The sequence below is a fragment of the Vibrio sp. R10-SG3-ISO3 genome (assembly GCF_059834225.1).
In genome coordinates this window covers 47,376-70,107 of the sequence record NZ_JCBDHE010000020.1, presented here as the reverse complement: position 1 = coordinate 70,107, position 22,732 = coordinate 47,376, and the positions used below count along the sequence as shown (strand labels likewise).

Sequence of the window (22,732 nt, the reverse complement as noted above, 5' to 3'; positions counted from 1 at the left end):
ATTGCCTAAAGCGGCTCCACGCGTACGGCTGCGACCTTAAATTCCGGGATCTTAGCGTGCGGATCTTTGGCCGTGGTGGTCAAACGGTTGACCGGTGACTCCACAAAATGGAACGGAATAAACACCACCCCAGGCTGCATACGCTTGGTGACAAAAGCGTCGATCTCAATCTCACCTCGCCTGGTGGAAACTTTCAGCCGTTGACCATTGCCAATACCTAAGCGCTCGGCATCCTGCACGCTGATCATCGCTCTTGGCCCGGCAAGGTTATCCAACCCTTGGGTTTTTCTCGTCATGGTACCGGTGTGAAATTGCTCCAGCACGCGGCCGGTAGTCAGCACTAATGGGAACTCCTCATCCGGCAGCTCTGCGGCATAGCGAAAAGGAATCGCCTCCATTTGCCCTTTACCACGCGAAAACTGCGTCTGGTGCATGATGCGCGTCCCTTCAGGATTATTCTTATTGCTCGGCCACTGCACGCCATTAGGCGGGATGTTGGCCCACTTTAGACCGCCATATTGTGGTGTGACTCGAGCTATTTCATTGGTGATATCCGAGACCTGACGATAACGCCACTCCCCACCCATCGCATTGGCGATTTCCTGAATGATCCACCAATCTTCTTTCGCCTCGCCCGGCGGCGCTACTGCAGGAGTAATGCGCTGCACTCGGCGCTCTGTGTTGGTAAAGTGGCCCGATTTCTCGGCAAAGCTACACGACGGCAAGACCACATCAGCGTACTGCGCGGTTTCGGTAAGGAAGATGTCTTGCACCACCAAGAAATCGAGACTCTCAAGCCCTTCAATCACGTGGGCTTGATCCGGATCGCTCAGTACCGGATTTTCACCCATCACATACAAGCCGCGTACGCTGCGATCGCACGCGCCATCGATGATTTCTGTTAAGGTCAATCCAGGTGTGAGCGATAGATTGGGCGCATCCCAAGCGAGGGCAAATTTATCCCGCACCAAGGGGTTATAGACCTTTTGGTAGCCCGGGTAGTTATTGGGCAGCGCGCCCATATCACACGCACCTTGCACGTTGGATTGGCCGCGCAGAGGGTTAATACCGCCGCCTTCAATACCGATGTTGCCGCACAAGAGTTGCAAATTGGCGATGGAACGAACGTTATCATGACCGGTGGTGTGCTGAGTGATGCCCATTGAGTAATACACAGCGGTGCGTTTCGCCGTGCCTATCATGCGCGCCATAGCGAAAATATCGTCCGCCTTCACACCGGTGACCAGCTCCACGTTTTCTAACGCGTATGAGGGCGACATCACCTCTTGCATCATGGTATCAAAACCGTCTACGCGCTCTTCGATGTAGTCTCGGTCATACCAACCGTGTTTGATGATTTGCTGCATCACGCCATTAATCAGCATCACATCGGTCCCCGGACGATGCGCAAGATAGAGCTCCGCGTGATCGGCCATGGCGATGCGTTTCGGGTCGGCGACAATCAAGCGCGCGCCATGGTGACGCACCGCTTGTTTAATGTGCGAAGCGATGATCGGGTGCGCTGATGAGGTATCGGACCCTATGATAAAGATGATGTCAGAGTGCTGAATGCTCGGAATATCATTGGTCATCGCGCCACTGCCAAGCGCCGCTTCAAGCCCGGTGACTGTCGAGGCGTGGCACAAACGCGCACAATGATCGACGTTATTGGTGCCCAGCTCTCGACGGATGAATTTCTGAAACGCGTAGTTATCTTCGTTGGTGGTTTTCGCTGAAGAGAAACCGGCCAGCGCATCCGAACCAAAGTCGCGTTTGATGGCAGAAAACTTGTTCGCAATCAGCGTAATCGCTTCAGACCAAGACGCCGGTTGCAACCAACCATCTTTACGGATCAACGGCGTGGTGAGGCGCTCGTCACTGCCAATAAAATCAAAACCAAAGCGACCTTTGACGCACAACATACCTTCATTAACCGGAGAGGCTCCGCCTGTCACCGCCATGATACGATTGCGCGCTTCATCCACATGCAGCGTCAGTTTACAGCCAACGCCGCAGTAGGTGCATATGGTATCCACCTGTTTCAATTCAATATCCCGGCCTTGCGCTTTATTGCGCTTATCCACCATCGCCCCAGTCGGACACGCTTGCGTGCACGCACCGCACTGTACGCAGGTGGAATCGCCCATTAAGGTGCCATTGGGGCCAAAGTTAGGTCGTAAATCGGGGCGAAGTTTCGGGTGGCCTTTTTCGTCGGTCATAAAGCTCAGCACGCCATGAACGCTTTGCTCACGACACGCTTGTATGCATTGCCCGCAACTGATGCAACGGTTGGCATCAAAAACAATAAACTCTGAGCTGCTATCGACGCAGAATTTATGCCGCTCATCGCGCACCGCTTGCCAATCGGCTGCGGATTGAACCTTCACCGATTGCGGGTGGTGTTGCTCGGCCTGATAAGTGGTGGCGTAGTCACGCAGCGCACAATCGGTGTTGGCTTGGCAGCCACATTCTAGGCAGCGCGCAGCTTCCGCTATGGCTTGCTCGTTATCAAAGCCTAGCTCGACTTCGTCAAACGAGCATTCACGCTGCTCGGCGCTGAGCTCAGGCATGATCATCCGCTTCACCTGCTCTAACTGCTTAAACTGAGCAGGGTCGACTTTGTTTAACGACGGCTCTTTGCGCGCATTAAACGGTTTAACAGGCAGTGATGCCATGGTGCCATTGAAAAAGCGATCGATGGCTTGCGCGGCAATTCGTCCATCCGCTACCGCTTCAATGGCAGTGGCTGGGCCTCGGCGAAAATCACCGATACTGAACAAGTTACCACTACCGTGATGCATAGTAGTCTCATCCACATCAGCGGTATTCCATCGGGTGATAGGAATATCCAGTGTTTCATGACGCATGAAATCCAGATCTGGGGTTTGTGACACGGCCGCAATCACGGTATCAAACGCTTGTGTGAAATACTCGCCGGTCGGCTCTGGACGACGGCGACCTGAAGCATCGGGTGTCCCCAGCGCCATGCGCTCAAAGGTGACTTGATGTACGCGCCCTTGCTCGTCCGCATGGTTTTCCACTGGGTTAGTTAAAAAGTGGAACTTGACCCCTTCGTGTTCCGCTTCCACGATTTCATAATCTTCGGCAGGCATTTCATCGCGGGTACGACGATAAATCAGTGTGGTATCGGCGCCTGCTCGCACCGCAGTGCGCGCGCAATCTATCGCGGTGTTGCCCCCACCGATCACCGCCACTTTTTTCCCGGTGGTATAGCGCTGCTCGGTGACGTAATCCTTGAGGTAATCCACTCCAAGATAACAACCCTCAAGCGTGCTCCCAGGGTAGTGCATTTCGACCGCTTTGGACGCGCCAACCGCAAGACAAACGGCGTCATACTCTTCACTCAGCGCACTGAGCGTGTTCGCCTCACCTAACTTGCTGTTGGTATGAATCGTCATGCCGTTGCGACACAGCAGATCTATTTCTTGATCAAGAATCGATTTGGGTAAGCGATACTCAGGAATGCCATAACGCAGCCAGCCCCCGGCTTGTGGCATTGCCTCGAACACGTCCACTTGATAGCCTTCATTCGATAGGTAGTAGCCCGCTGTCAATCCGCCCGGCCCACTGCCAACAATCGCGACACGTTGTGGCTTGTCGGCTTTTTTCTCCGGTACATAGGCCTGATAGGCACGCTGATCAGCGTCGGCTGCGTGGCGTTTGAGCTGGCGAATCGCGATCGGCTCATCGACGAGCGAGCGGCGACACTCACTTTCACAAAATGCAGGACAAACGCGGCCAATCGACAATGGCATCGGCAGCGTTTTTTTAATCACTTCGACCGCTTTTTGATGATCATTTTGCGCAATATGGTAGAGATAGCTCTGAATATCGACCCCAGCGGGACACGCGGTCTGACACGGCGCTTCACAATCGGCGTAGTGATCTTCCATGATACGATTTAAGGCCCGGCGGCGATGCTCTGAAAGCGCAGGAGACTGCGTCACCACATTGAGCCCAGAGTAGACCTTCAATTCACAGGCACGTTTCATGCCGCCACTTTCCACTTCGACCACACACAAATCGCATGGGATTTTGTCGTTTGAACGGTTCAAACCACACAAAGATGGGATCTCAACGCCGCAGACGCTCGCGACCTCAAGTAACGTTTTGTCCGTCTCGACAATTCGATAAGCTCCATCAATGATTATCTCAATCACACCGCACTCCATTCTTTGCGACATTACACCTTTATTAACCATACAATATTAATGGTTAATAACCTGTGATTGATCACACATTCGTACTCTTTAGCACGTGAATTTCCGCAGTGGATTTCTTGTCAAGCCTATGCTCACCTAAGTTTCTGATATTGTTCAGCATCCATCGATAATCATACAATTAAATTAGGCATCATATTGTTAACAGAAAGGGTAATTATGTGGCACGTCATTTTCATATTTGTAATGTATAATTTCGTTTTTAACATTTAATTATAGATAACAATAATGTTACTTTAGACACCGTTGGTCACACCGATGAATCAAGAGTTTAATTGACGAAAAACGGTGTTAATGAGACACCATTCTTTCGGTATTTTTATGGTGATTACTATTGGGGTAATGACTTTGAAAATATCGCTTTAAATGGCGTTTAATAACACTCTCTACGTGTGGCAAACATTCCAAACTATCTCATTTCATACTTTGATCCGTGCGGTTTGCCCACTGCACGGTTTTTTTTTCATCTTTTTCTCGAGACGTCGAATTTTGTGAAGCATCGCAATAATTATCCACTTGATTAACAGGTGAATAATTTTTCTCATGTCGAAGCGCCAGTTTGCCCCCTATAATTATCCAATTGTTTAATTGTTGATTGGAGAAGCCCGTGCAAGAGAGACCACGCCGCGCAGGTCGACCGACGCAAAACATTGATGCCCGAGACGCGCTCATCCTCCATGCGCGCGAACTGTTCATGGCGATGCCGTATGACAAGGTCTCGACACGTTTAGTTGCGCAAAAAGCGGGGGTCAACGCCGCGATGATTCGCTACTACTTCGGCAGCAAAGAGGGGCTGTTTGAGACCATGCTGAGAGAAACACTCGAGCCGATGAAACATCAGTTGCAACAGATGTTTAGTGTCGGTTCTCAGCAAAGTTTTATCGACATTATGCGCACTTACTATCAAGAGATGCACAAAACGCCGCACTTTCCCAAGCTCATTTGGCAAGTGATGAATATGCCTGAGTCGCAAACCCAGCGAAAACTCATGCAGAAAGTCTTTGATGACGTGGGCCGGCCTATGCAGTCAATGATTTTTGAGAAGCTGGCCGCCAACGGCATTATTCGCCCGAGTATGGATCCCCTGCTGTGTCGAGTCTCCTTTATCAGCTTGATGGTGTTTCCGTTTATCGCACCCGCTTCTCTTCTCTCGATTCATGGCATTGAACTGAGCGAATCTTTTTTAAACCGATTGCTTGAACACAATATTGACGTTCTTAAACATGGCTTTTTACAAGCCCAAGGCGAACACGATGAAAATTAATAAGAAACTGCTGTTTTTCCCTGCGCTTGGGGTCGGGATCCTTATCCTCGCCCTTGCGATCATGACCAAGCCGCAACTGCCCGTAAAGCCCGCGGGTGAGCGTGCCAGACTGGTCGATACCCAAACACTGGAACTCAAAGCGATGGCGCCACTGGCGATTGGTTTTGGCAAGGTTGCACCGAAAGTCGAGTGGAAAGCCATCGCGGAAGTTACGGGGAAAATTGTCTATCGACACCCGGATCTTGAAAAAGGACAAGTCCTACCTGCGGGGACGGAAATTCTGCGTATTGACCCGCTCGACTACGAACTCAAATTGGTTCAAGCCCAAGCTGATCTCAATTCTGCTCACACCTCTTTAGCTAAGCTCAACCAAGAAGAAGCCAACCTCAAACAGACGTTAGTGATTGAGTCAAATCGACTCGACATTGCCAACAAAGAACTCGCGCGCCAACAAAACCTGCGTCAAAAAGGGCTGAACTCTCAATCCGACGTTGACCAGCAGCAGCAAAGCACCTTATCACAACGTAAACTGGTGCTCGACATCGAGAACCAAATCGGCTTGATGCCTGACGAAAAACGCGTTGCAGAGGCGCAAGTGAAAGTGGCGACCTCCAAAGTGGATGAGGCCAAGCGTTCTCTCGAGAAAACCATCATTCGCTTGCCTTACGACTTACGCATCGCCAGCGTTGATATCGAGCAAGACCAAGTGGTCAATCTACAGCAAACCATGGTGGTCGCTCATGGCATACAAGTGATGGAAGTGGAAGCGCAGCTCTCGATTCATGACATGCTGACTATCGCAGCAAGCCTAGGTGAATTTGGCCGCGACGAATCCGGCATTCCGCAACCCAATATGACGGATATTAAAGCTAACGTGCAGCTAAGCAGCGGAAACCTAAAAGCCTCGTGGCCTGCGCGTGTGGCGCGCATCAGTGAAACGGTCGATCCTAATCAAGCGACGGCGGGCGTCATCCTCGAAATCGAGCAAGACTATCGCGCACTTGCGCCGGGCGCTACGCCGCCACTGGTTAATGGCATGTTTGTGCGCGCTGAAGTCGAAGGCCAAGCCAACCCGAGTTGGGTTATCCCTGAACGCGCCCTCCATGGCAATACCATTTATCTGCTCGATAAAGAAAGCAAATTGCGCATGGTGCCGGTTGAAGTACTTTATCGCCGCGATAACCAAGTGGTGATCGAGGGGGATTTGGAGCAAGGACAAGCGCTGATTCTCAATGATCTCCTCCCTGCGATTGAAGGGATGCTGCTCAAAGATGCGCGTTCGCCACAGGAGCCGAAATCATGATTCGTTTTTTCGCCAAGCACCCAACGGCGGCCAACTTATTGATGCTCACCTTGCTACTGCTCGGCGTGACATCTCTCACCACCATCAAACGTGAGACATTCCCTGAGTTTGATCCGCCATATATCATGGCCGGCGTCGTCTACCCCGGCGCGTCGCCACAAGAGGTCGAAGAGAGCATTTGCGTGCGCATGGAAGACGCGGTGGATGGTCTGGCCAATATCGTTGAAACACGCTGTGAGGCGGTCGAAGGCTCAGCGCGTTTAGTGCTCAAACTGGACGAGAAAGCCGATATTGGCCGCATGTTGGTGGATGTGCAAACTCAAATCAACGCCATCAACGATTTTCCGCAGGAGATCGAATCCCCTATCGTTCAAGAGTTGGATTGGAACGAGCCTGTGGTTGATGTGGCTATCACCGCAGACACTACATGGCCAGAGTTAAAAGCCTACGCCGAACAGCTTAAGCGAACGTTGAAACTTGACTATGGTGTGTCGCTGGTCGATGTGGCCGGGTTTTCTGATCACCAATACCGAGTGGAACTCGACACCAGTGCCATTCGCCAACTGGGTCTGAGTGTTGGCGATATCGCGACGCAAATCGGCAAGCAGAACGTCAAACTGCCCAGTGGCAACGTGGAAACGCCTGACAAAAACTTTCTCATTCGCTTTGATGAGCGACGCGTCACACCAGAGGCACTTGAAACGATTGTGGTTGGCTCTGGGCCGAATGGTTCTCTGATTCGCTTGCGAGACGTGGCTAAAATCACCGATCGCTTTGAGCTCGATGAGCAAAAAGTGCTGTTTGATGGTCACCCATCCGCCCTGCTCAAAGTGAGCAAAAACAAAGAAGACGACGCACTGCGCATTAAAGAGCGCGTGGCCGCGTTCGTGACCGACCAACAAGCGCACGCGCCCGATGGCGTCACCCTTGAAATGACCAATGACCTCTCATCGGTGTTGTGGGACCGCCTAACCATGATGGTACGCAACGGTTGGCAAGGGATCGTGTTGGTGTTTGCCACCATGTGGCTTTTCTTTAGCTTACGCTACTCATTTTGGGTAGCCGCGGGCTTACCGGTGGCCTTTTTAGGTGGCCTGTTCTTGATGGCACAACTTGGGCTATCCATTAATATCATGTCCTTGGTCGGCTTATTGATGGCCATCGGTATCATGATGGATGATGCCATCGTTATCGCTGAGTCTATTGCCGCCCACTTAGATCGAGGCGAAGAGATCGATGACGCGGTGATCAAAGGCGTCAAAAAAGTGCTCCCTGGGGTGATCTCCTCCTTCTTAACTACGGTGTGTATCTTTGGTAGCTTGCTGTTCCTGCAAGGAGAGATGGGCGCAGTGCTCAAAGCGGTGCCGCAAGTGCTGATTTTGGTCTTAACGCTCAGCTTGGTGGAAGCGTTTTTGATTTTGCCGAATCACCTGTCGCACTCATTGCATAAGCAGAAAGTCGAAAAAGCGCCCAATCGTTGGAAGAAGCGACTGCTCGATCGATTTGAGCATTTTCGCAACACCACGTTGGTCAACGCCGTCGACAAAGTGGTGGCCTACCGTTACGCGTTTTTAGGCGCGGTGGTGGCGATGCTGTTGATCTCTGCCTCAACACTGGTGAGTGGCATTTTGAAGTTCCAACCCTTTCCTGAACTGGATGGTGATATCGCCGAGGCACGTGTGATTTTACCGCCGGGCTCTTCGCTGCGCCAAACTGAACAGGTGGTGGATCACATTGTTGCTTCAGCGCGCAAACTCGATGAAACCTGGAGTCAGGAGTTTGAGCAAGGCAGACCGCTTGTTGAGCACATCACTAGCCAGTTTAATACCAACGCGGATGCCAATGAGTCTGGCCCACACATTGCGACGGTGAGACTCGATCTGCTTGGCGCGGAAAGTCGCAACACCCTTATTGATGACTTCATTGCTGCGTGGCGTGATGATGTCGGTGAGCTCGCCGACCCCATTTCTTTGGTATTTAAGCAGCCGACAATGGGACCGGGTGGCCGCGCGATTGAAATTCGCGCCAAACACGATTCATTGGAAGAGCTCAAAGCCGCCTCCATCGAGATTCAACAATACCTCAATGAATTTGATGGCGTACATGGCGTCTTAGATGACATGCGCATGGGCAAAGAAGAGGTGCTGGTGAAGCTTCGCCCAGGCGCCGAGAGCTATGGGGTGAACGGGCAACTGATCGCTTCGCAACTCCGCGCGGCGTTCTTTGGTCAAACGGCGGATGAAATTCAAGTCGGTGTGGAGAACATTTCTATCGAGGTGAGGCTGGACAAAACGCAGGCTGGCGATCTTGGCCAGTTGGCCAACTTCCCTATCATTCTTGCAGACGGCAGCCAGATCCCACTTGCCAGTATTGCAACCTTGGATTTCCAACGCAATTACGTGCGCATTCAACGTATTGATGGGCTAAGAACCGTCAGTGTGTTTGGTGATACTGACAACACCAAAGCCAACTCCACCGCCATCATTCGTCAGTTTCAGCAGCAAGAAGCGCCAAGACTGGTCGCTAAATACCCGGGGCTGAGATTTGATTTTGAAGGCGAAGCGAAAGACGCCGCGGAAACCGGCGCCTCAATGGGTAAAGGATTTTTGCTCGGGCTGTTTGGCGTGTTCGCCATCTTAAGCTATCAGTTCCGCAGCTATCTTGAGCCGTTTGTGGTCATGCTGGCGATTCCACTGGCGTTTATCGGTGTGGTGTGGGGCCACGTGCTGCTTGGCCACCCATTGAGTATGCCGAGTATGATGGGCTTTGTATCGCTGGCGGGGATCGTGGTGAACGATTCCATCTTACTGGTGCAGTATATCCGCCACCATGTCGATGAAGGGGACAGCGTGCACGACTCCGTGGTCAAAGCGAGTCGCGAGCGTTTTCGCGCCGTCTTTCTCACCTCCATGACCACCGCCGCCGGCTTACTTCCGCTCTTGACGGAAACCAGTTTGCAAGCGCAGGTTATCCAGCCGCTGGTCATCTCGATTGTGTTCGGTATCTTCGCCTCGACACTCCTGGTGCTGTTTATGATCCCGGCTGCCTACGCCATCCTAGCGGATTTTGGCTTGGTGCATAAACACGAGGAAATCTAACAAAAAATAAGGCCAGAGAACATGCTCTGGCCTTATCTTAGAATTCTCTCATCCGAGCAATTACGCTGCTTTAGATGATTGAGCGATTTGTAGATCTTTAGCTGGGTAAGTCAACATCAATCCGTCCGCTTTAACGTGCACGTAAAAACCGCCACTGCTTAAACCGTAAACGGTCATTGGGCCGAAGTCCTTACCTTTTGTCGCTACTACCACATCACCGATTGCGTACATTTAAACCACCTCAATTAACTGGATTTTTCACTAACCTACCTTAGGTTATGCGGCGACTGTAAGGGCATTTTTATCCGGTGCCTAATCCAGTTTTTTATCGTTTCGATTAGCAATAGTTAACCATTTTCAATTAGCGCTGGATTTCTCGTAATAGATTGAAAATAATGACCAATCAACACCTTCCCATTCACCGAGGGTGCCAACGAACAAATATGGGAGAGCGGGCAATGACGCAACCAATCTATCTCTTTGATTGGGGAGATACCTTAATGGTCGATTTTCCCGACCAAAGCGGGAAAATGAGTACATGGGAAAAAGTCGAAACGGTAGAAGGCGCCGAGCAGACGTTACAAGCACTCGCAAAAGAGCATGCGGTTTACGTGGCCACCAGCGCTCAGCACTCCTCAGAAAGAGACATTGAACAAGCCTTCCAGCGAGTCGGGTTAGACAACTATCTTAATGGCTACTACTGCAAGGCGAACCTAGGGTTAGAAAAAACCAGTGTTGCGTTTTACGACGCCATCGCACAATCTCTGGAGGTTGAGCCAAGCCATCTGATCATGGTTGGAGATTCACTGGAAAAAGACATCTATCCTGCCCAGCAAGCTGGGCTCAATACGGTTTTGTACAACCCAAACAACGATGCGGTACCTGAAGGCATCACACACATCCAGTCACTGACTCAGTTGCTCGAACGCGACTAAAGTACAAGCCAGAGAACAAAAAAGGCAGAGCTCAGTGGTCAATACCACCTTGGCTCTGCCCTTTTCATCTGTGACAAACTCGAGACATTAACGTCAGATTAAGCCGCCGTGGGTTTGGGCTGATAGCGACCCGGTTTATGGTTCATGGCCAAGATAAGGTTAGTCGCAATCGCGCCCAGTACCGACAATAGAATCAGATGGATATCGACGATAAACAGCGACAAAATCACGATGGTACAGTCAAGACCCATTTGCACTTTACCGGCACGAATACCAAAGCGTTCCTGAAGAAACAGCGCCAAGATGTTAAAGCCACCTAAGCTCATTTTGTGACGGAATATCACCAGCATACCGACGCCGATTAATCCACCACCCAGTAACGCCGCATACACGGGTTCAATACGGGCAATCTCAATCAAGTGATGAAGATGGTCGACCGCAAACGACACTATGGTCACCGCAATAAACGTGTTGATGGTAAAACGCCAGCCCATACGAGTGACCGACAAAATATAGAAGGGTAAGTTGAGAGCGAAAAACACCTGACCAAAACTGAAATCACTCACTTTAGTGAGGAAAATCGCCAATCCCGCGGTGCCACCCGTGAGGAGACCTACCTTGTTAAAGAAGATCACCCCAAGTGAGACCAGGGCACTACCTAAAATGAGGGCGAGTAAGTTTTCTCGCAAGCTATGTTCGTTGTCCATAATCCGGCTTCCTATCCTTTAGATTCAAAAAATTCTCAGAATCAAACGGGCATAAGATGAAGTTGTTTAGCAAAAATGTCGAGATCGTCCGTGATAATGATCACATCATAAGTGTTAAAGGAAGTTTACACAGTGTTCACCAATTCAGTGCATTTAGCGAGTACCAGCCCATACCGCCGTGTGTTGAAAGAGATTGAGCGCAACTCGGTGAGCGCTGTGCCGCTTTGACCCGTACAAAGCCTTATGATTAAACAGGCACAAGCGTCATTGAGAGGAGTAAAGCAGAGGATGAAGGTTTTAATCGTGGGTGGCTCTGGCGGTATTGGCCTTGCTATGGTCAAGCAGCTTATTGAAGATGACACTATCGACACCGTTTATGCGACGTTTCGCCAACGTCAACCGTTGCTTTCGCACCCCAAGCTCAACTGGTTTTTGGTGGATGTGTGTGATGAGGCGCATATTGAGAACTTAAGCCAAACCATGAGCCAACTCGATTGGGTCATCAATACGGTGGGCCTGTTGCATGACGACACGCATCAACCAGAAAAGCGACTTGCGCAGCTCGACAGCGCGTTTTTCCTTCGCTCAATGCAAACCAACGCACTGGCGACAGTGTTGCTCGCTAAACACTTGCAACCGCTGCTGATGAAGAGCAAACAGCCTAAATTTGCGAGCTTATCGGCTCGGGTCGGCAGTATCAGTGACAACCGTTTGGGTGGCTGGTATAGCTACCGCGCCTCAAAGGCGGCGCTCAATATGACCATCAAAACCTTGAGTATTGAGTGGTCACGGATTAAGCCGAGCAGTTGCGTATTCGCGCTGCATCCTGGGACAACCGACACGGCACTGTCAAAGCCATTTCAATCCAATGTCCCCGAAGAAAAACTGCTTTCCCCTGAGCGTGTCGCGCGTCAATTGCTGGCGATAGTGTCACAGGCCGATGAGCAGCTCAGCGGTGAGTTTCTCGCTTATGATGGGGCGCGCATTGAATGGTGAATGACCTTTAACAGACGATCACGCCATTGGCCACCACTTATCGATAAAGACTATTTGGCGATAGGCTGAATCGATAAGTGGTGGGAAGCCAGTTGCCATGTTGGGCCTCTGTGGCCTTTCGCTTGGTACATCGCCAAGTCCGCCAAACGCATCAAACTGGTTCTGTCTTGCGCATGGTCTGGGAAACAACTCACCCCGATACTCACGTCTAATCTCACCGCTTCGCCCTCGAACACGATAGGTTGATTGAGGTGATGCATCAGCTCATCAATAAGAGCATCGAGACAGGAGAAATCATCGAGTAAATCGAGACAGACGACAAATTCATCGCCACCCAGCCTGCCGACAAAATCACTGTCACGGAACGAATGGCTCAATCGATGCGCCACCGTCACCAAAATACAGTCGCCTGCGTCATGGCCCAAGGTGTCATTGATTTGCTTGAATTTGTCCAAGTCAATAAACAGCAACGCGAGCTTGTGTTGCTGCAAACGCGCTCGTTGCAAGGCATCGTCCAGTTTGGCATTGAAGGCTCGGCGATTTTTTAGGTTGGTTAACGTGTCATGCTCAGATAAGAACGTCAGCTGCTTCTGTTTCTCTTTTAACTGCAACGTTTGACGTTCCACTTCACGTTGCAACTCTTGCTTGGTCACCGTGGTCTCTTTGAGGTTGCTGGTCATACGATTGAAAAAGGTCGCTATGGTTTCAAATTCTGAATCCATTTTTTTCAGCGATACCTTGGAGTCTAAATCCCCTTTGGATACCGCCACAATCGCCCTTTTGATTTCCGTCGCACCAATACGATAACGAAGGAAAATGTGCAAACTGATCAAACACACCACAACCGAGCCGATGATCATCCACCCAGCGGCAAACCACATCAAGGCTTTGAGTTCACGGGCGCTCTTATCCAAAACTTGGCGATGCACATACGCCAGCTCCTCAGTCATGGTTTGTACAATCATGCTGTAGCGAGATTGAAACAGCTCACGACTGCTCAAATCACTCGCCAACGGTAAGGCCGAATCTTGCGCCGAATAGATACGACTCTCTTGCGCAATCACAGCGGAAAGGCCGTCACTCATTCTTTGCATATTGTCCAACCGGTGATCACGGTTTTCAAAAGTGCTGAGCTGCGCCGCGAGGTCTGAATGAGCGCTGATGACGTGATGCAAACTCTGCTCATCATAAAACTGCATGAACAACCACAACTGACTTCTCAGCATATCCACCGACAGTTGCAGTTCGACCACCTGATCCAATTCGATTTTTGTTTGACGCTGCTGGGCGTTAATGTTTAGCAATAGCACCACAATCAACACGGTCAGTACGAGTGTGGTCCCAAACAATAACGAGAGTTTCTTGGTTAACGACTTCAGCATAATTAATCTCGCAGCTCCGACCATTGCTCAAACGGCTCGGTGTAGAGCAGTTGACGAAAATCTGGCATATCATTGTCAACCAAACCATTTTGCTTCGCCCAACGCGCCTGGATCTGCAGGTTGGACAGCAGAGCGTTGCCTAGGGACAATCTGAACACATAGTCATCCCACGACCACGTGATTTGTTCCGCCGGCAGCGCAAGAAACTCCGCCGCTAGCTTCTGCGCGTTCTCTGGGTTGAGGTGAATCCACTCTATCGCTTGATCGAGCGATTGAATCAGTTGCATAGGTGCATCATTAGCTTGAGCCAAATAGGGTTGAGTAGAAAGTAGATTAAAGCTCAATTGATACAGTCCGGTTAAACCGAGATGATTAATTTCACCGCCGGTTGCTTGGTGAATCTGGTAGATCATGGGCTCCCAAGCCGAAATGGCATCCACCTGCCCTTCAAGTAGCGCTGTGACAATCTCTGAAGATGCTACAAACACCTTGTTGATATCGAGATGGCTCGCCTCATGGGACAGCAAGACCGCATCTAAATAGAACTCGCTCGCACTGCCTTGAATCACGCCAATGCGTTTACCTTGCAGCTGACTCACTTGACGAATGTCCGACGAACTGAGTGAGACCAGTTTTACGTCATTGTCTGACTCGACGAAGGTGGCCAGCAGTGCCAGTTCAGGGTGATCAAAAGCGTTAAACATGGCCACCGATTCCGATGCGGTCGCCAAATCGACCTCGCCTTGCATCAGTAACTTCGCGCACTCGACCCCACCGGTGCATGGGATCATTTCAACGGATAAGCCCTGTTTGTCATACAGCCCCAACGCGTTTGCCACAATAAAGGGAGTGGAGAGTGGCGTCGTCGAGACGGCAATCCTCATCCTATTCAATTCACCTTGCTGGTCATCCTTACCTTTGGCACCCAACCACATAAACAGTGCGACGAAAACCACACTGATCCCTACCCATAGCCACTGACTTTTTGTTGTTTTCTGCATTCATTATTCGCTTTATGTACGCAATCACGCTCGTATAAATCTAGTCAATACTTGCCTGTCTGGACAGAAAAAGAATGAATAAAGCCGAGGATTTCTCACAATTAACGCGCCTATCGAGCAATTTGCGCCTTCAATTGCGGTGCTATTCATCATAGTTAGCCTTATTAGGCTTTGTATCTCATGCTTTAGCTCCCCAAACTGGTGCGCATGCACCCAAGCACGCACCAATAAAGTGAAATTAAATTACATAAAATGAATCTTCCGTGACATTAAAAATTAGTTGTTGATCACATTTAAACAATGAACTATGTTATTTACATACAACCATGTAATTTAACTACAACGAGGGAGTTGGGTATGTTATCAGTGATTAAAAATCTATTCGTTCACGATAGAGACTACGCAGGTCGCGACATCGACCTCGTCATCGAACGCCTGGCGGCGCAAACGAAAACCGACCGTCACGCGTGGTCTTACTTACAAGACCTGTCCGTTTACGAAAACACCACCAGCGGCATGCGCGTGTATCCGCATGAAGTGGCAAAATACGCCGCATAAACGGCGCGCTCAGTCGAACATCGACATTCACATCTCAATAGGCCTCATAGCGAGGACTATTTTTGTTTCCCTTGTTACACAGTTTTCTTGTCAAAAGTTGACTCCTCGGACTACTCATTAAGTATCATTTCATATAGGTTGTTATCAAAGCGGCGACTCAACTTATGAGTGACTCTATCGGTGACGCGATATTACGCATAATCAGCGAGACATCGCCCTAGACAGAAGTGAACCATCGTATCTAGGACACAATCAGTGACTTGATGCGCGGTGTAATAAGAATAAAGTGGTTGTCTATGTATAGTATTTCGCTTTGTGTTCGCTCCAACACTCAGCTAGAGAAACATCTCGAAAAGCAGGAACTTGGCTTTTCTTCTGCGATTCTCATCCAGTTATTTTCCAGCCAGTCCTCTAAGACGGTTCAAGGTCTCTCTCGTACCTTGCAAAGAAAATGGCCGGATGCGGTGGTTATCGGCGCCAGTGCCCAACACGTGATCCACGATGGGGTCATAGAGCGCGGAGCGACGCAGGTCGTGATCACGCGATTTGATCACGCCACCTTGACCTATGCATCAGCGCCAAACGCCAGCGGTGAAAAAGGCGGAAAGTCACTGTCTCACTCTCTATCACTGAGTTCAGAGACCAAGGCCATACTCTGCTTCGTTGATCGACTGACGGCAAAAGGCAACTCCTTCTTCCGCTGCTTTGATAAAAGCAACATCCCCGTCGCGGGCGGCGCCTCAACCATCACAGAACAAGGCCGCTGGGTGCTGCTCAATGGCGAATGTTACCAAGAATGCAGCGTCGCGGTCGCGATTCACAGCCCTGAGCTTCACGTTTGGCGCTCAGCATTCAGTGAGTGGAACGCCATAGGGCAAAGATTTAAAGTCACCCAAACTTCCGACAACACCGTCTATACGCTCAACCATCAAAACATTACCGAGTTGTACCAGCGCTACTTAGCCGATGGGCAGCAGCTGCCGCAGCAAAAGCTGATTGATTTCCCTCTCATCAAAGGCGACCCAACCCATCAAGATGTTTATCTGCCGCAGTATGTGGATGAGAATTCGGGTTTGGTGTTTGATAAAGCCCTCAGCGTTGGTGATGAGGTTCAGTTTTGCTATGTGCACCCCGAGCTCACCATTCACCAAGTCCAAGACAGCGCTTACCACCTGGCTCAGCAGCAACCCGATGCGATCTTTGTCTTTAACTGTACGTCTCGACTGGACTTTATCGAGGGCAATCAAGAGTTAGCGCCACTGCAACAAGTCGCGCCGACGTATGGATTTTATTGTATGGGCGAGCTCTACAAAGAGGCGTCCACTCAAGAGATTTTGCACCACAGCATGACCTACCTTGCCATGCGAGAAGGTGACGCCAGCGGCCCGGTACCGTCGCTCACACTCGATAACACCTCCAGTGTATCGCCGCTGTTTTCGATGATCCGCAACGCGTTTGCTGATTTGGACACGCGCCATCTGCAAATGCAGCACAAAATCCAATCCCAAGCCGAGGAGTTGGCATCGAGTTATCGCATTGACCACACCACAGGATTGCCGAACCGCTCTGTTCTTCGTCAACAACTGGCAAAAATTAGCGACGACAAAGCCCTGTTTACACTCAAATTAGCTAATCTCCCCGAAATCAATGAGAAATATGGCTACGCCATTGGTGACCGTCTGCTGATGCTGCTGACCTCTTTTTTCATCGACAATCTGGATGATGTCTTTGCGGACAAGGCCACCTTGTATAGCCTTGGCGTGGGTGAATGGGCGACGATTTTTACCCTTGATAAACAGATAGACAGCATGCGCGAACGCTATTACCGTGCCATCAAACAGATAGAGCATTTCGATCTGGATCACCTGGGCATTGTGGAGACCGACCACATCGCCGTATCCATCTGCGCAGGCGTGGTGTATCGCCGAGACTTCCCACACTGCAGCCCGGATGAGCTGTTGTTTAAATCGGTCGATGCGCGTCGCTACGCAATCAAACATCACCGCTATTTGTATAACGCCAGCAACTTGATTTCTCAAGACCAAGAGCGTCAGGTCCGGTTGAAGCAATTATCTGTGGCGAACAGCGCCATCAATCAACATCAAGTAGTGCCGTTTGTCCAACCGATCTTTGATGCCAAAACCCGAGAGCCCGCGTTCTATGAGTGCTTAGTACGCTTGCAGCATCAAGGTGAGATTGTCTCTCCGGGCTTGTTCTTACCGCATATTCAAGGCACGCGTCTCTACACCAAGATGAGTCGTCAAATGATCAAGCACACCTTTGCTAAAATGCGCTTGAATAACGATATCTTCTCATTGAACCTCTCTCCGCAAGATCTCCTCGACGACCGAACGCTGGCCCTGTTAGAGCAAGAGGTGCATAGCCTTGCTGACCCGAGCCGCGCCGGCATTGAGATCGTCGAGTCCGAGCAGATCCGCAACTTTGCACGCATGCGTGAAGTGTGTGACCATTTTCGCGCCATGGGCGTTGCGATCATTGTGGACGATTTTGGCTCTGGTTATTCCAATTTGGATGAGATCATTAAGCTCGAGCCGTCAGTCATCAAACTCGACGGCAGTTTGATTCGCACCATAGACCAAGACGCCAAACAGCGAAAAATCGCCTCGCAGCTGGTACGACTGTGTGAAGTCTTTGACGCCAAAACCGTCGCAGAGTTTGTGCACAATGAGCAGGTATGCCAAATCGCCACGGACATTGGCATCGATTATCTGCAAGGGTTTCATTTAGGTGAGCCAAGAGCGCTGGATTAAAAGGCGCTCAATAAACACACCAACGCGCACCAAGTGATTAACTTGGTGCGCGTCTGTTCAAGGGTCTTTTATTGCTGCTCAGCGCGAATTCTCAGCACTTGTGCGTAGGTACAATCTCCGAGCATATCGTAGGCATGGAGCGCCGCCTGCCCCATGACGAAGGGATGAGGCTGATTAGCCTGACGATTCGGTAAATCTCGCAACATTTTTTCCGACGAGCCATCACGTGTAGGGTGATTGGACAGGTAGATATCCACGCCAGCCTCTTTTGCAATCTGTTTAAAACGCTGAGCGGCCTGACTGTAGGCAAGGATTCTCTCTTCATCAGGACCATAATTGAGCCCTGTTCCGCCCCACAAACTGACGATGTGTTGTTCACCGTTGTCGTATACCGGGAAAATTAGCGACATCGTACCCGGCGTGTGACCCGGAGTCAGATAAATGCTCACTGTCGTCTCACCTAAGGAGATGGATTCACCGTCGGCTACTGTGATGTCACGTGATGGTTTCTTACCCCAACGAGGACTGGCAAAGTCTTGCACTGGCTGCTCCAGACGCGTCCACTCGACATCGGTCATCACCAAGCGTGGCTGGTAGTGCTCGACGAGGTATTCTTGTCCACCATAGTGATCGCCATGACCGTGCGTAATCAGCAAATACTTGATTGAATTGGGATCCAAACCCAACTCAATCAACCCCGCTTCAATATATTGCTTAGCTTGCGCGTTGTTATTTAACGCATCGACTAAGATAATGCCGTCACTGGTTGTAATGGCCCAACTGGATACGCCCCCCGTGCCGATGTAGTAGAGGTTATCAAACACCTGTGTCGGTGGGATGGGTTCAGAACGCCCCTTGCCGCTTTTCTTTTCTTTGCGCTTCTGTTCGCTGTTCACTGTGCGAATCGCCATATTTCGAATCGGCGACTCAAGATCGCAAATATTGGTCAAACCTGGAAACAAGTCGGCGTATTGCATGCCTTTTTGCGCATACTCTTGCGCGGTGGGTTCACTGGCATGGGCGCAACATGCCAATGCCATTAGAACAGTCGATGCGAGTACTTTCATTGGTTGCTCTTATCCTATTAAAAAGTGGTGTTAACCGCTAACCAGTAACGACGCCCGTCTTCAACATAACCATACTCATCCACCGTTGTTTCTTGATCAAACAGGTTGTAAATGCCTGCCATCAACTTAACGTTGTCTGTCACTCGCCAATTTGCTCCGAGATCAACATAGGTGATAGACGGTGCTAGTGTGCGCGTGCTTGTGCTGGTAATGTTGTCTTTCTCACGGCTTTGATAATTGACACGCAACCATGAGTTAACGTCATCGCGAATCGCCCAATCACCATTGGCAGAAATTAGATGCTCAGGTGACTGCACAAGCGGCAATCCGTTGTCCTCGTCATCGGTCTTTTTCTCACTGTGAGTATAGGTGTAACTCGCGCTGACTTTAATCGTGCGCGTCAAGCTTTTCGCCACAGAACTTTCTACACCGTAAGTGTTAGCCTCGTCAATATTGACGTAGGTGCGATCGCAGCGTCTGCGGTCGGTACAACTCGGGTCGACAAAGTCGTTTTCAATTTTGTCTTTGAACTCGCTATAAAACAGCGTGACATTCGCAGATAAATCCGCAGTATCAACAAAATAGAGGCCCACCTCGGTATTCACCGAGGTCTCAGGCGATAGGTCTGCATTACCATACACATCGCAACGACCGTTACAACTAGGCTGCGCCCACTCTTCATCCATTTCTGTGAGTGTCGGCGCTCGGTAACCTGTCGATACGCCCCCTTTCAGTGTCCATTCAGGAGCCAGTGACCACACCCCATAGACTCTCGGGCTAAAGTGACCATCAAAAATATCATTTTGGTCGTAGCGAAGACCCAGCGTCAGTGCAAAGTCATCCGTTAAGTACCACTCGTCTTCGGCAAACAGTGACCACTGCTTGTTTTTAGACGCCAGTGCGTTGCTGTCGTCCGTCAACTCTTTCTGCTCAAAGGAGGCGCCCAAGGTCAAGTAATGTGCAGCAAGGGGTAAGCTCCACTGTGTGTTGAGTAAACTGTTTTCAATTTCTTTCTCAGCACCGTTGTTACGTACTGTTTCTGTGCTGATAAACGTGGTGCCACTACCCCATTGATAATTACCCGAGTGAGTCCCAGCCAGTGATTCACGTTGATATTCACGCTCAGCGACTTGTGACTCGCGTGATACTGACTTATCAAGCGTCGTGACACGCTCTTGATCATGCTGAGTGTATTCAACCGAAAAGGTATCTTCATCAGTCGGGGTCAAATGCACCGCAGCACGGTAGTTGTCGAGCGTCTTACCCGCATAACCACCTTCTATTTCATCCTCTTTTCGCTCTTGGTAAAGACCTGTTAGCGATACACTCAGCAGATCTGGAATCACTGGGCCCGCAAGATACAACTGACCTTGATAGCCATTGCCTGAACGAGAATTCTCTTGCAGCGTCGTCTCCACTTGCAGACTGCCGTGCCACTCTTGGTAGTCTTTACGAGTGATAATGTTGATCACACCGCCCAGTGCATCGGAGCCATATAGAGTAGACATTGGGCCACGTACCACCTCAATACGCTCAATCGCACTCAGAGGTGGAAGCCAATCTTGCTCGGTAAAGGTACTGCCGTTGGTCTGCGTTTCACGACCAGACTGCTTACGGCCATCCACTAAGATCACTGTGTATTCTGAAGGCATACCGCGGACGGAAATATCTTGACCATCACCGCCACCGGTCACGGTCACACCCGGGATGTCTTGTAATGCATCAGTAAGATCCTTATAGGCGCGATTCTCGATTTGAGCACGGTCGATAACACTAATGGAAGCCGGCGCTTGAGTCACAGTTTGCTCGTAACCTGCCGCAGTGACAACTAGGGTTTCCATAGAAGAGTTGTCATCGGCGAAGGACGGCATGGATGCCACTGCCGCACTGGCGATCGCCAACGCAACAGGACGAAGAGAAAATGGGCAAATAGACATAATGGTATTTCTTAGACATATAATTGATAATCGTTCTCAATTTAATATCTAATGAAAATGATTCGCAACTACATTATCATCAATAATGGCGAATGCCATTATCCCATTTATGCATAACGATCGGCCTTTTTATGCAGATGTGTGCTCTACGTCAAACAGATCCTTAAAGATGCCGCGAACCCAAATACACATAGGGTCGTCATGAAAACGCTTATGCCAATACAAATAGACATGTTGGAACGCCAATCTCAACTCTGGCGGTACTTCTCTCGCAATCAGACGCGCATCTTGGCATGCACGCTGCGCGTAGGGGCTTGGCAAGTGGAAAATAATATCGCTGGTCGCCGCAATATCTGGAGCAGCATGGAAGTTCGATAGTTGCACCGGAATCGACAAGCGATTCTTTTTGTCCACTAATCCAAGTTCCATAAATTTATGCTCGAAAGAGAGGGTTTTCTCGCCCTGCAACGAGATTTGACCAAAGCTACAGCCCAACAAATTTTCGGCTGTTAATGTCTCATTGGCCAGTGGATGCGATTTACTCATCAACAAGCGAAAATCCCGCTTGGAGACCAGTGCACGATAAAGATTTTGGTCGCCACTGGCGGGCTCATGTGACGAGAGTGCAAAGTGCACATCGCCAGCAATTAGAGCCTCAAAGTGACGCTGCGGCGTGGTATCCAAACTGACGATCATATTGGGTGCACGCTGGCGAATTTGTGCAATAACAGGCGGCATCAAAGTATTGATTTGCGGCTGCAAGCCAAAAAAGCGAACGGTGGTTTCGATGCTACTGGGATCAAAAGACTGCTTATGAACAAGCGTTTCCAAGCTATTGATGATGAGATTGATGTCTTGTTTAATGCTGTCGGCTTTGGTGGTTAACTCATAACCCGAATTGGTGCGCACCAACAACTCATCATCAAACAGCGTTCGCATTTTCTGCAAAGCTCGACTGACCGAAGATTGGCTGATGTTCATCGCCAAAGCAGTATTCGAAACGTGCTTCTCTTCGAGTAAGTTTTTCAAAATCAGCAGCGAGCTAATGTCGACCTGGGATACATTCATGCTTGGACAACTCTAGAGTCAAAATTCGTCTTAGTCCGCTAGGGTAATCTTTGCTAAGAGAAATGTCAGGAATAAATTGAGCAAACCATGACAGGGACACTCGCCCTTAAGAAGTCAATACCATTAAGCCCTGCCTTAACGCAGGGCTTAATCCGTACAGGGTCATCGCCTCGCCGGTTACTCACCAAAAACTAACAGCTCCGCCGCGTCATTCGATGGGTTGGGGGTCGATTGAGCAGCACTGTAGTGACCGTTGCTCTCTAGATTGGTTTGATTGCTATAACCGGATGTACACGCTGCCAAGGTTATACACGCCAAAATCACCGCTAATGTTTTCATCATTTGTCCCTCTTAGTGACCGTCTTCATTGCTCCTTTTTAATCTAGCTAGTACCGGCGATAGGC

General features: G+C 50.0%; 16 protein-coding genes. 7 read left to right on the top strand and 9 right to left on the bottom strand.

Features of this window, described 5'->3' with window-relative positions:
- Positions 1-5: 5 nt before the first annotated feature.
- Entirely contained in the window at positions 6-4,181 is a 4,176-nt protein-coding gene (fdhF, locus tag AC6R1A_RS05485) for a formate dehydrogenase subunit alpha (RefSeq protein WP_500632915.1), read from the bottom strand.
- 667 nt (positions 4,182-4,848) lie between these two features.
- On the opposite strand from fdhF, the gene AC6R1A_RS05480 reads away from it, so the two are divergent.
- Genes AC6R1A_RS05480 through AC6R1A_RS05470 form a run of 3 tightly spaced genes read left to right on the top strand, consistent with a single transcriptional unit; the run spans position 4,849 to position 9,906 of the window.
- Positions 4,849-5,505, top strand: coding sequence for a TetR/AcrR family transcriptional regulator (locus AC6R1A_RS05480; protein ID WP_500628381.1), 657 nt, complete (start codon positions 4,849-4,851; stop codon positions 5,503-5,505).
- Positions 5,495-6,808 carry an efflux RND transporter periplasmic adaptor subunit gene (locus AC6R1A_RS05475; RefSeq protein ID WP_500628382.1) on the top strand — a complete coding sequence of 438 codons (1,314 nt, stop codon included), beginning with the start codon at positions 5,495-5,497 and terminating at the stop codon, positions 6,806-6,808. The genes AC6R1A_RS05480 and AC6R1A_RS05475 overlap by 11 nt, the downstream gene beginning before the upstream one ends.
- The gene (locus AC6R1A_RS05470; protein ID WP_500628383.1) at positions 6,805-9,906 is read left to right on the top strand and encodes an efflux RND transporter permease subunit; all 3,102 of its coding nucleotides are present in this window, start codon (positions 6,805-6,807) and stop codon (positions 9,904-9,906) included. Before AC6R1A_RS05475 ends, AC6R1A_RS05470 begins: the two co-directional genes overlap by 4 nt.
- Before the next feature lie 60 nt (positions 9,907-9,966).
- Here AC6R1A_RS05470 and AC6R1A_RS05465 read toward each other — a convergent pair whose 3' ends face one another.
- Positions 9,967-10,137 (bottom strand): hypothetical protein, encoded by a 171-nt coding sequence (locus AC6R1A_RS05465; RefSeq protein WP_334551700.1) that lies wholly within the window; start codon positions 10,135-10,137, stop codon positions 9,967-9,969.
- A gap of 227 nt (positions 10,138-10,364) precedes the next feature.
- On the opposite strand from AC6R1A_RS05465, the gene AC6R1A_RS05460 reads away from it, so the two are divergent.
- A complete protein-coding gene (locus tag AC6R1A_RS05460; RefSeq protein WP_487901568.1) occupies positions 10,365-10,841 on the top strand; it encodes an HAD family hydrolase in 477 nt (158 codons plus the stop codon).
- Between the two features lie 98 nt (positions 10,842-10,939).
- Here the strand turns inward: AC6R1A_RS05460 and AC6R1A_RS05455 are convergent, their stop codons facing one another.
- Positions 10,940-11,548, bottom strand: coding sequence for a DUF6198 family protein (locus tag AC6R1A_RS05455; protein ID WP_334551698.1), 609 nt, complete (start codon positions 11,546-11,548; stop codon positions 10,940-10,942).
- A gap of 288 nt (positions 11,549-11,836) precedes the next feature.
- On the opposite strand from AC6R1A_RS05455, the gene AC6R1A_RS05450 reads away from it, so the two are divergent.
- Positions 11,837-12,544 carry an SDR family oxidoreductase gene (locus tag AC6R1A_RS05450; protein WP_500633995.1) on the top strand — a complete coding sequence of 236 codons (708 nt, stop codon included), beginning with the start codon at positions 11,837-11,839 and terminating at the stop codon, positions 12,542-12,544.
- Between the two features lie 50 nt (positions 12,545-12,594).
- On the opposite strand, the gene AC6R1A_RS05445 is transcribed toward AC6R1A_RS05450, so the two are convergent.
- Positions 12,595-13,926: a diguanylate cyclase domain-containing protein gene (locus AC6R1A_RS05445; RefSeq protein WP_500633994.1), complete on the bottom strand. Its 1,332-nt coding sequence runs from the start codon at positions 13,924-13,926 to the stop codon at positions 12,595-12,597.
- A 2-nt stretch (positions 13,927-13,928) separates the two neighbouring features.
- Positions 13,929-14,927 carry an ABC transporter substrate-binding protein gene (locus tag AC6R1A_RS05440; protein WP_500633993.1) on the bottom strand — a complete coding sequence of 333 codons (999 nt, stop codon included), beginning with the start codon at positions 14,925-14,927 and terminating at the stop codon, positions 13,929-13,931.
- Between the two features lie 357 nt (positions 14,928-15,284).
- On the opposite strand from AC6R1A_RS05440, the gene AC6R1A_RS05435 reads away from it, so the two are divergent.
- Both AC6R1A_RS05435 and AC6R1A_RS05430 read left to right on the top strand, forming a co-directional pair.
- Positions 15,285-15,485 carry a hypothetical protein gene (locus AC6R1A_RS05435; protein ID WP_334551694.1) on the top strand — a complete coding sequence of 67 codons (201 nt, stop codon included), beginning with the start codon at positions 15,285-15,287 and terminating at the stop codon, positions 15,483-15,485.
- 296 nt (positions 15,486-15,781) lie between these two features.
- Positions 15,782-18,256, top strand: coding sequence for a bifunctional diguanylate cyclase/phosphodiesterase (locus AC6R1A_RS05430; RefSeq protein ID WP_500633992.1), 2,475 nt, complete (start codon positions 15,782-15,784; stop codon positions 18,254-18,256).
- A 68-nt stretch (positions 18,257-18,324) separates the two neighbouring features.
- On the opposite strand, the gene AC6R1A_RS05425 is transcribed toward AC6R1A_RS05430, so the two are convergent.
- The 4 genes from AC6R1A_RS05425 to AC6R1A_RS05410 form a co-directional block, all read right to left on the bottom strand.
- Entirely contained in the window at positions 18,325-19,323 is a 999-nt protein-coding gene (locus AC6R1A_RS05425; RefSeq protein WP_500633991.1) for an MBL fold metallo-hydrolase, read from the bottom strand.
- A gap of 17 nt (positions 19,324-19,340) precedes the next feature.
- Positions 19,341-21,260 carry a TonB-dependent receptor domain-containing protein gene (locus AC6R1A_RS05420; protein ID WP_487901574.1) on the bottom strand — a complete coding sequence of 640 codons (1,920 nt, stop codon included), beginning with the start codon at positions 21,258-21,260 and terminating at the stop codon, positions 19,341-19,343.
- A 129-nt stretch (positions 21,261-21,389) separates the two neighbouring features.
- Positions 21,390-22,328 (bottom strand): LysR family transcriptional regulator, encoded by a 939-nt coding sequence (locus tag AC6R1A_RS05415; protein WP_487901575.1) that lies wholly within the window; start codon positions 22,326-22,328, stop codon positions 21,390-21,392.
- Positions 22,329-22,505: 177 nt separating this feature from the next.
- Positions 22,506-22,670, bottom strand: a complete 165-nt coding sequence (locus tag AC6R1A_RS05410) for a hypothetical protein (protein WP_487901576.1) — start codon at positions 22,668-22,670, stop codon at positions 22,506-22,508.
- Between the last annotated feature and the right edge of the window lie 62 nt (positions 22,671-22,732).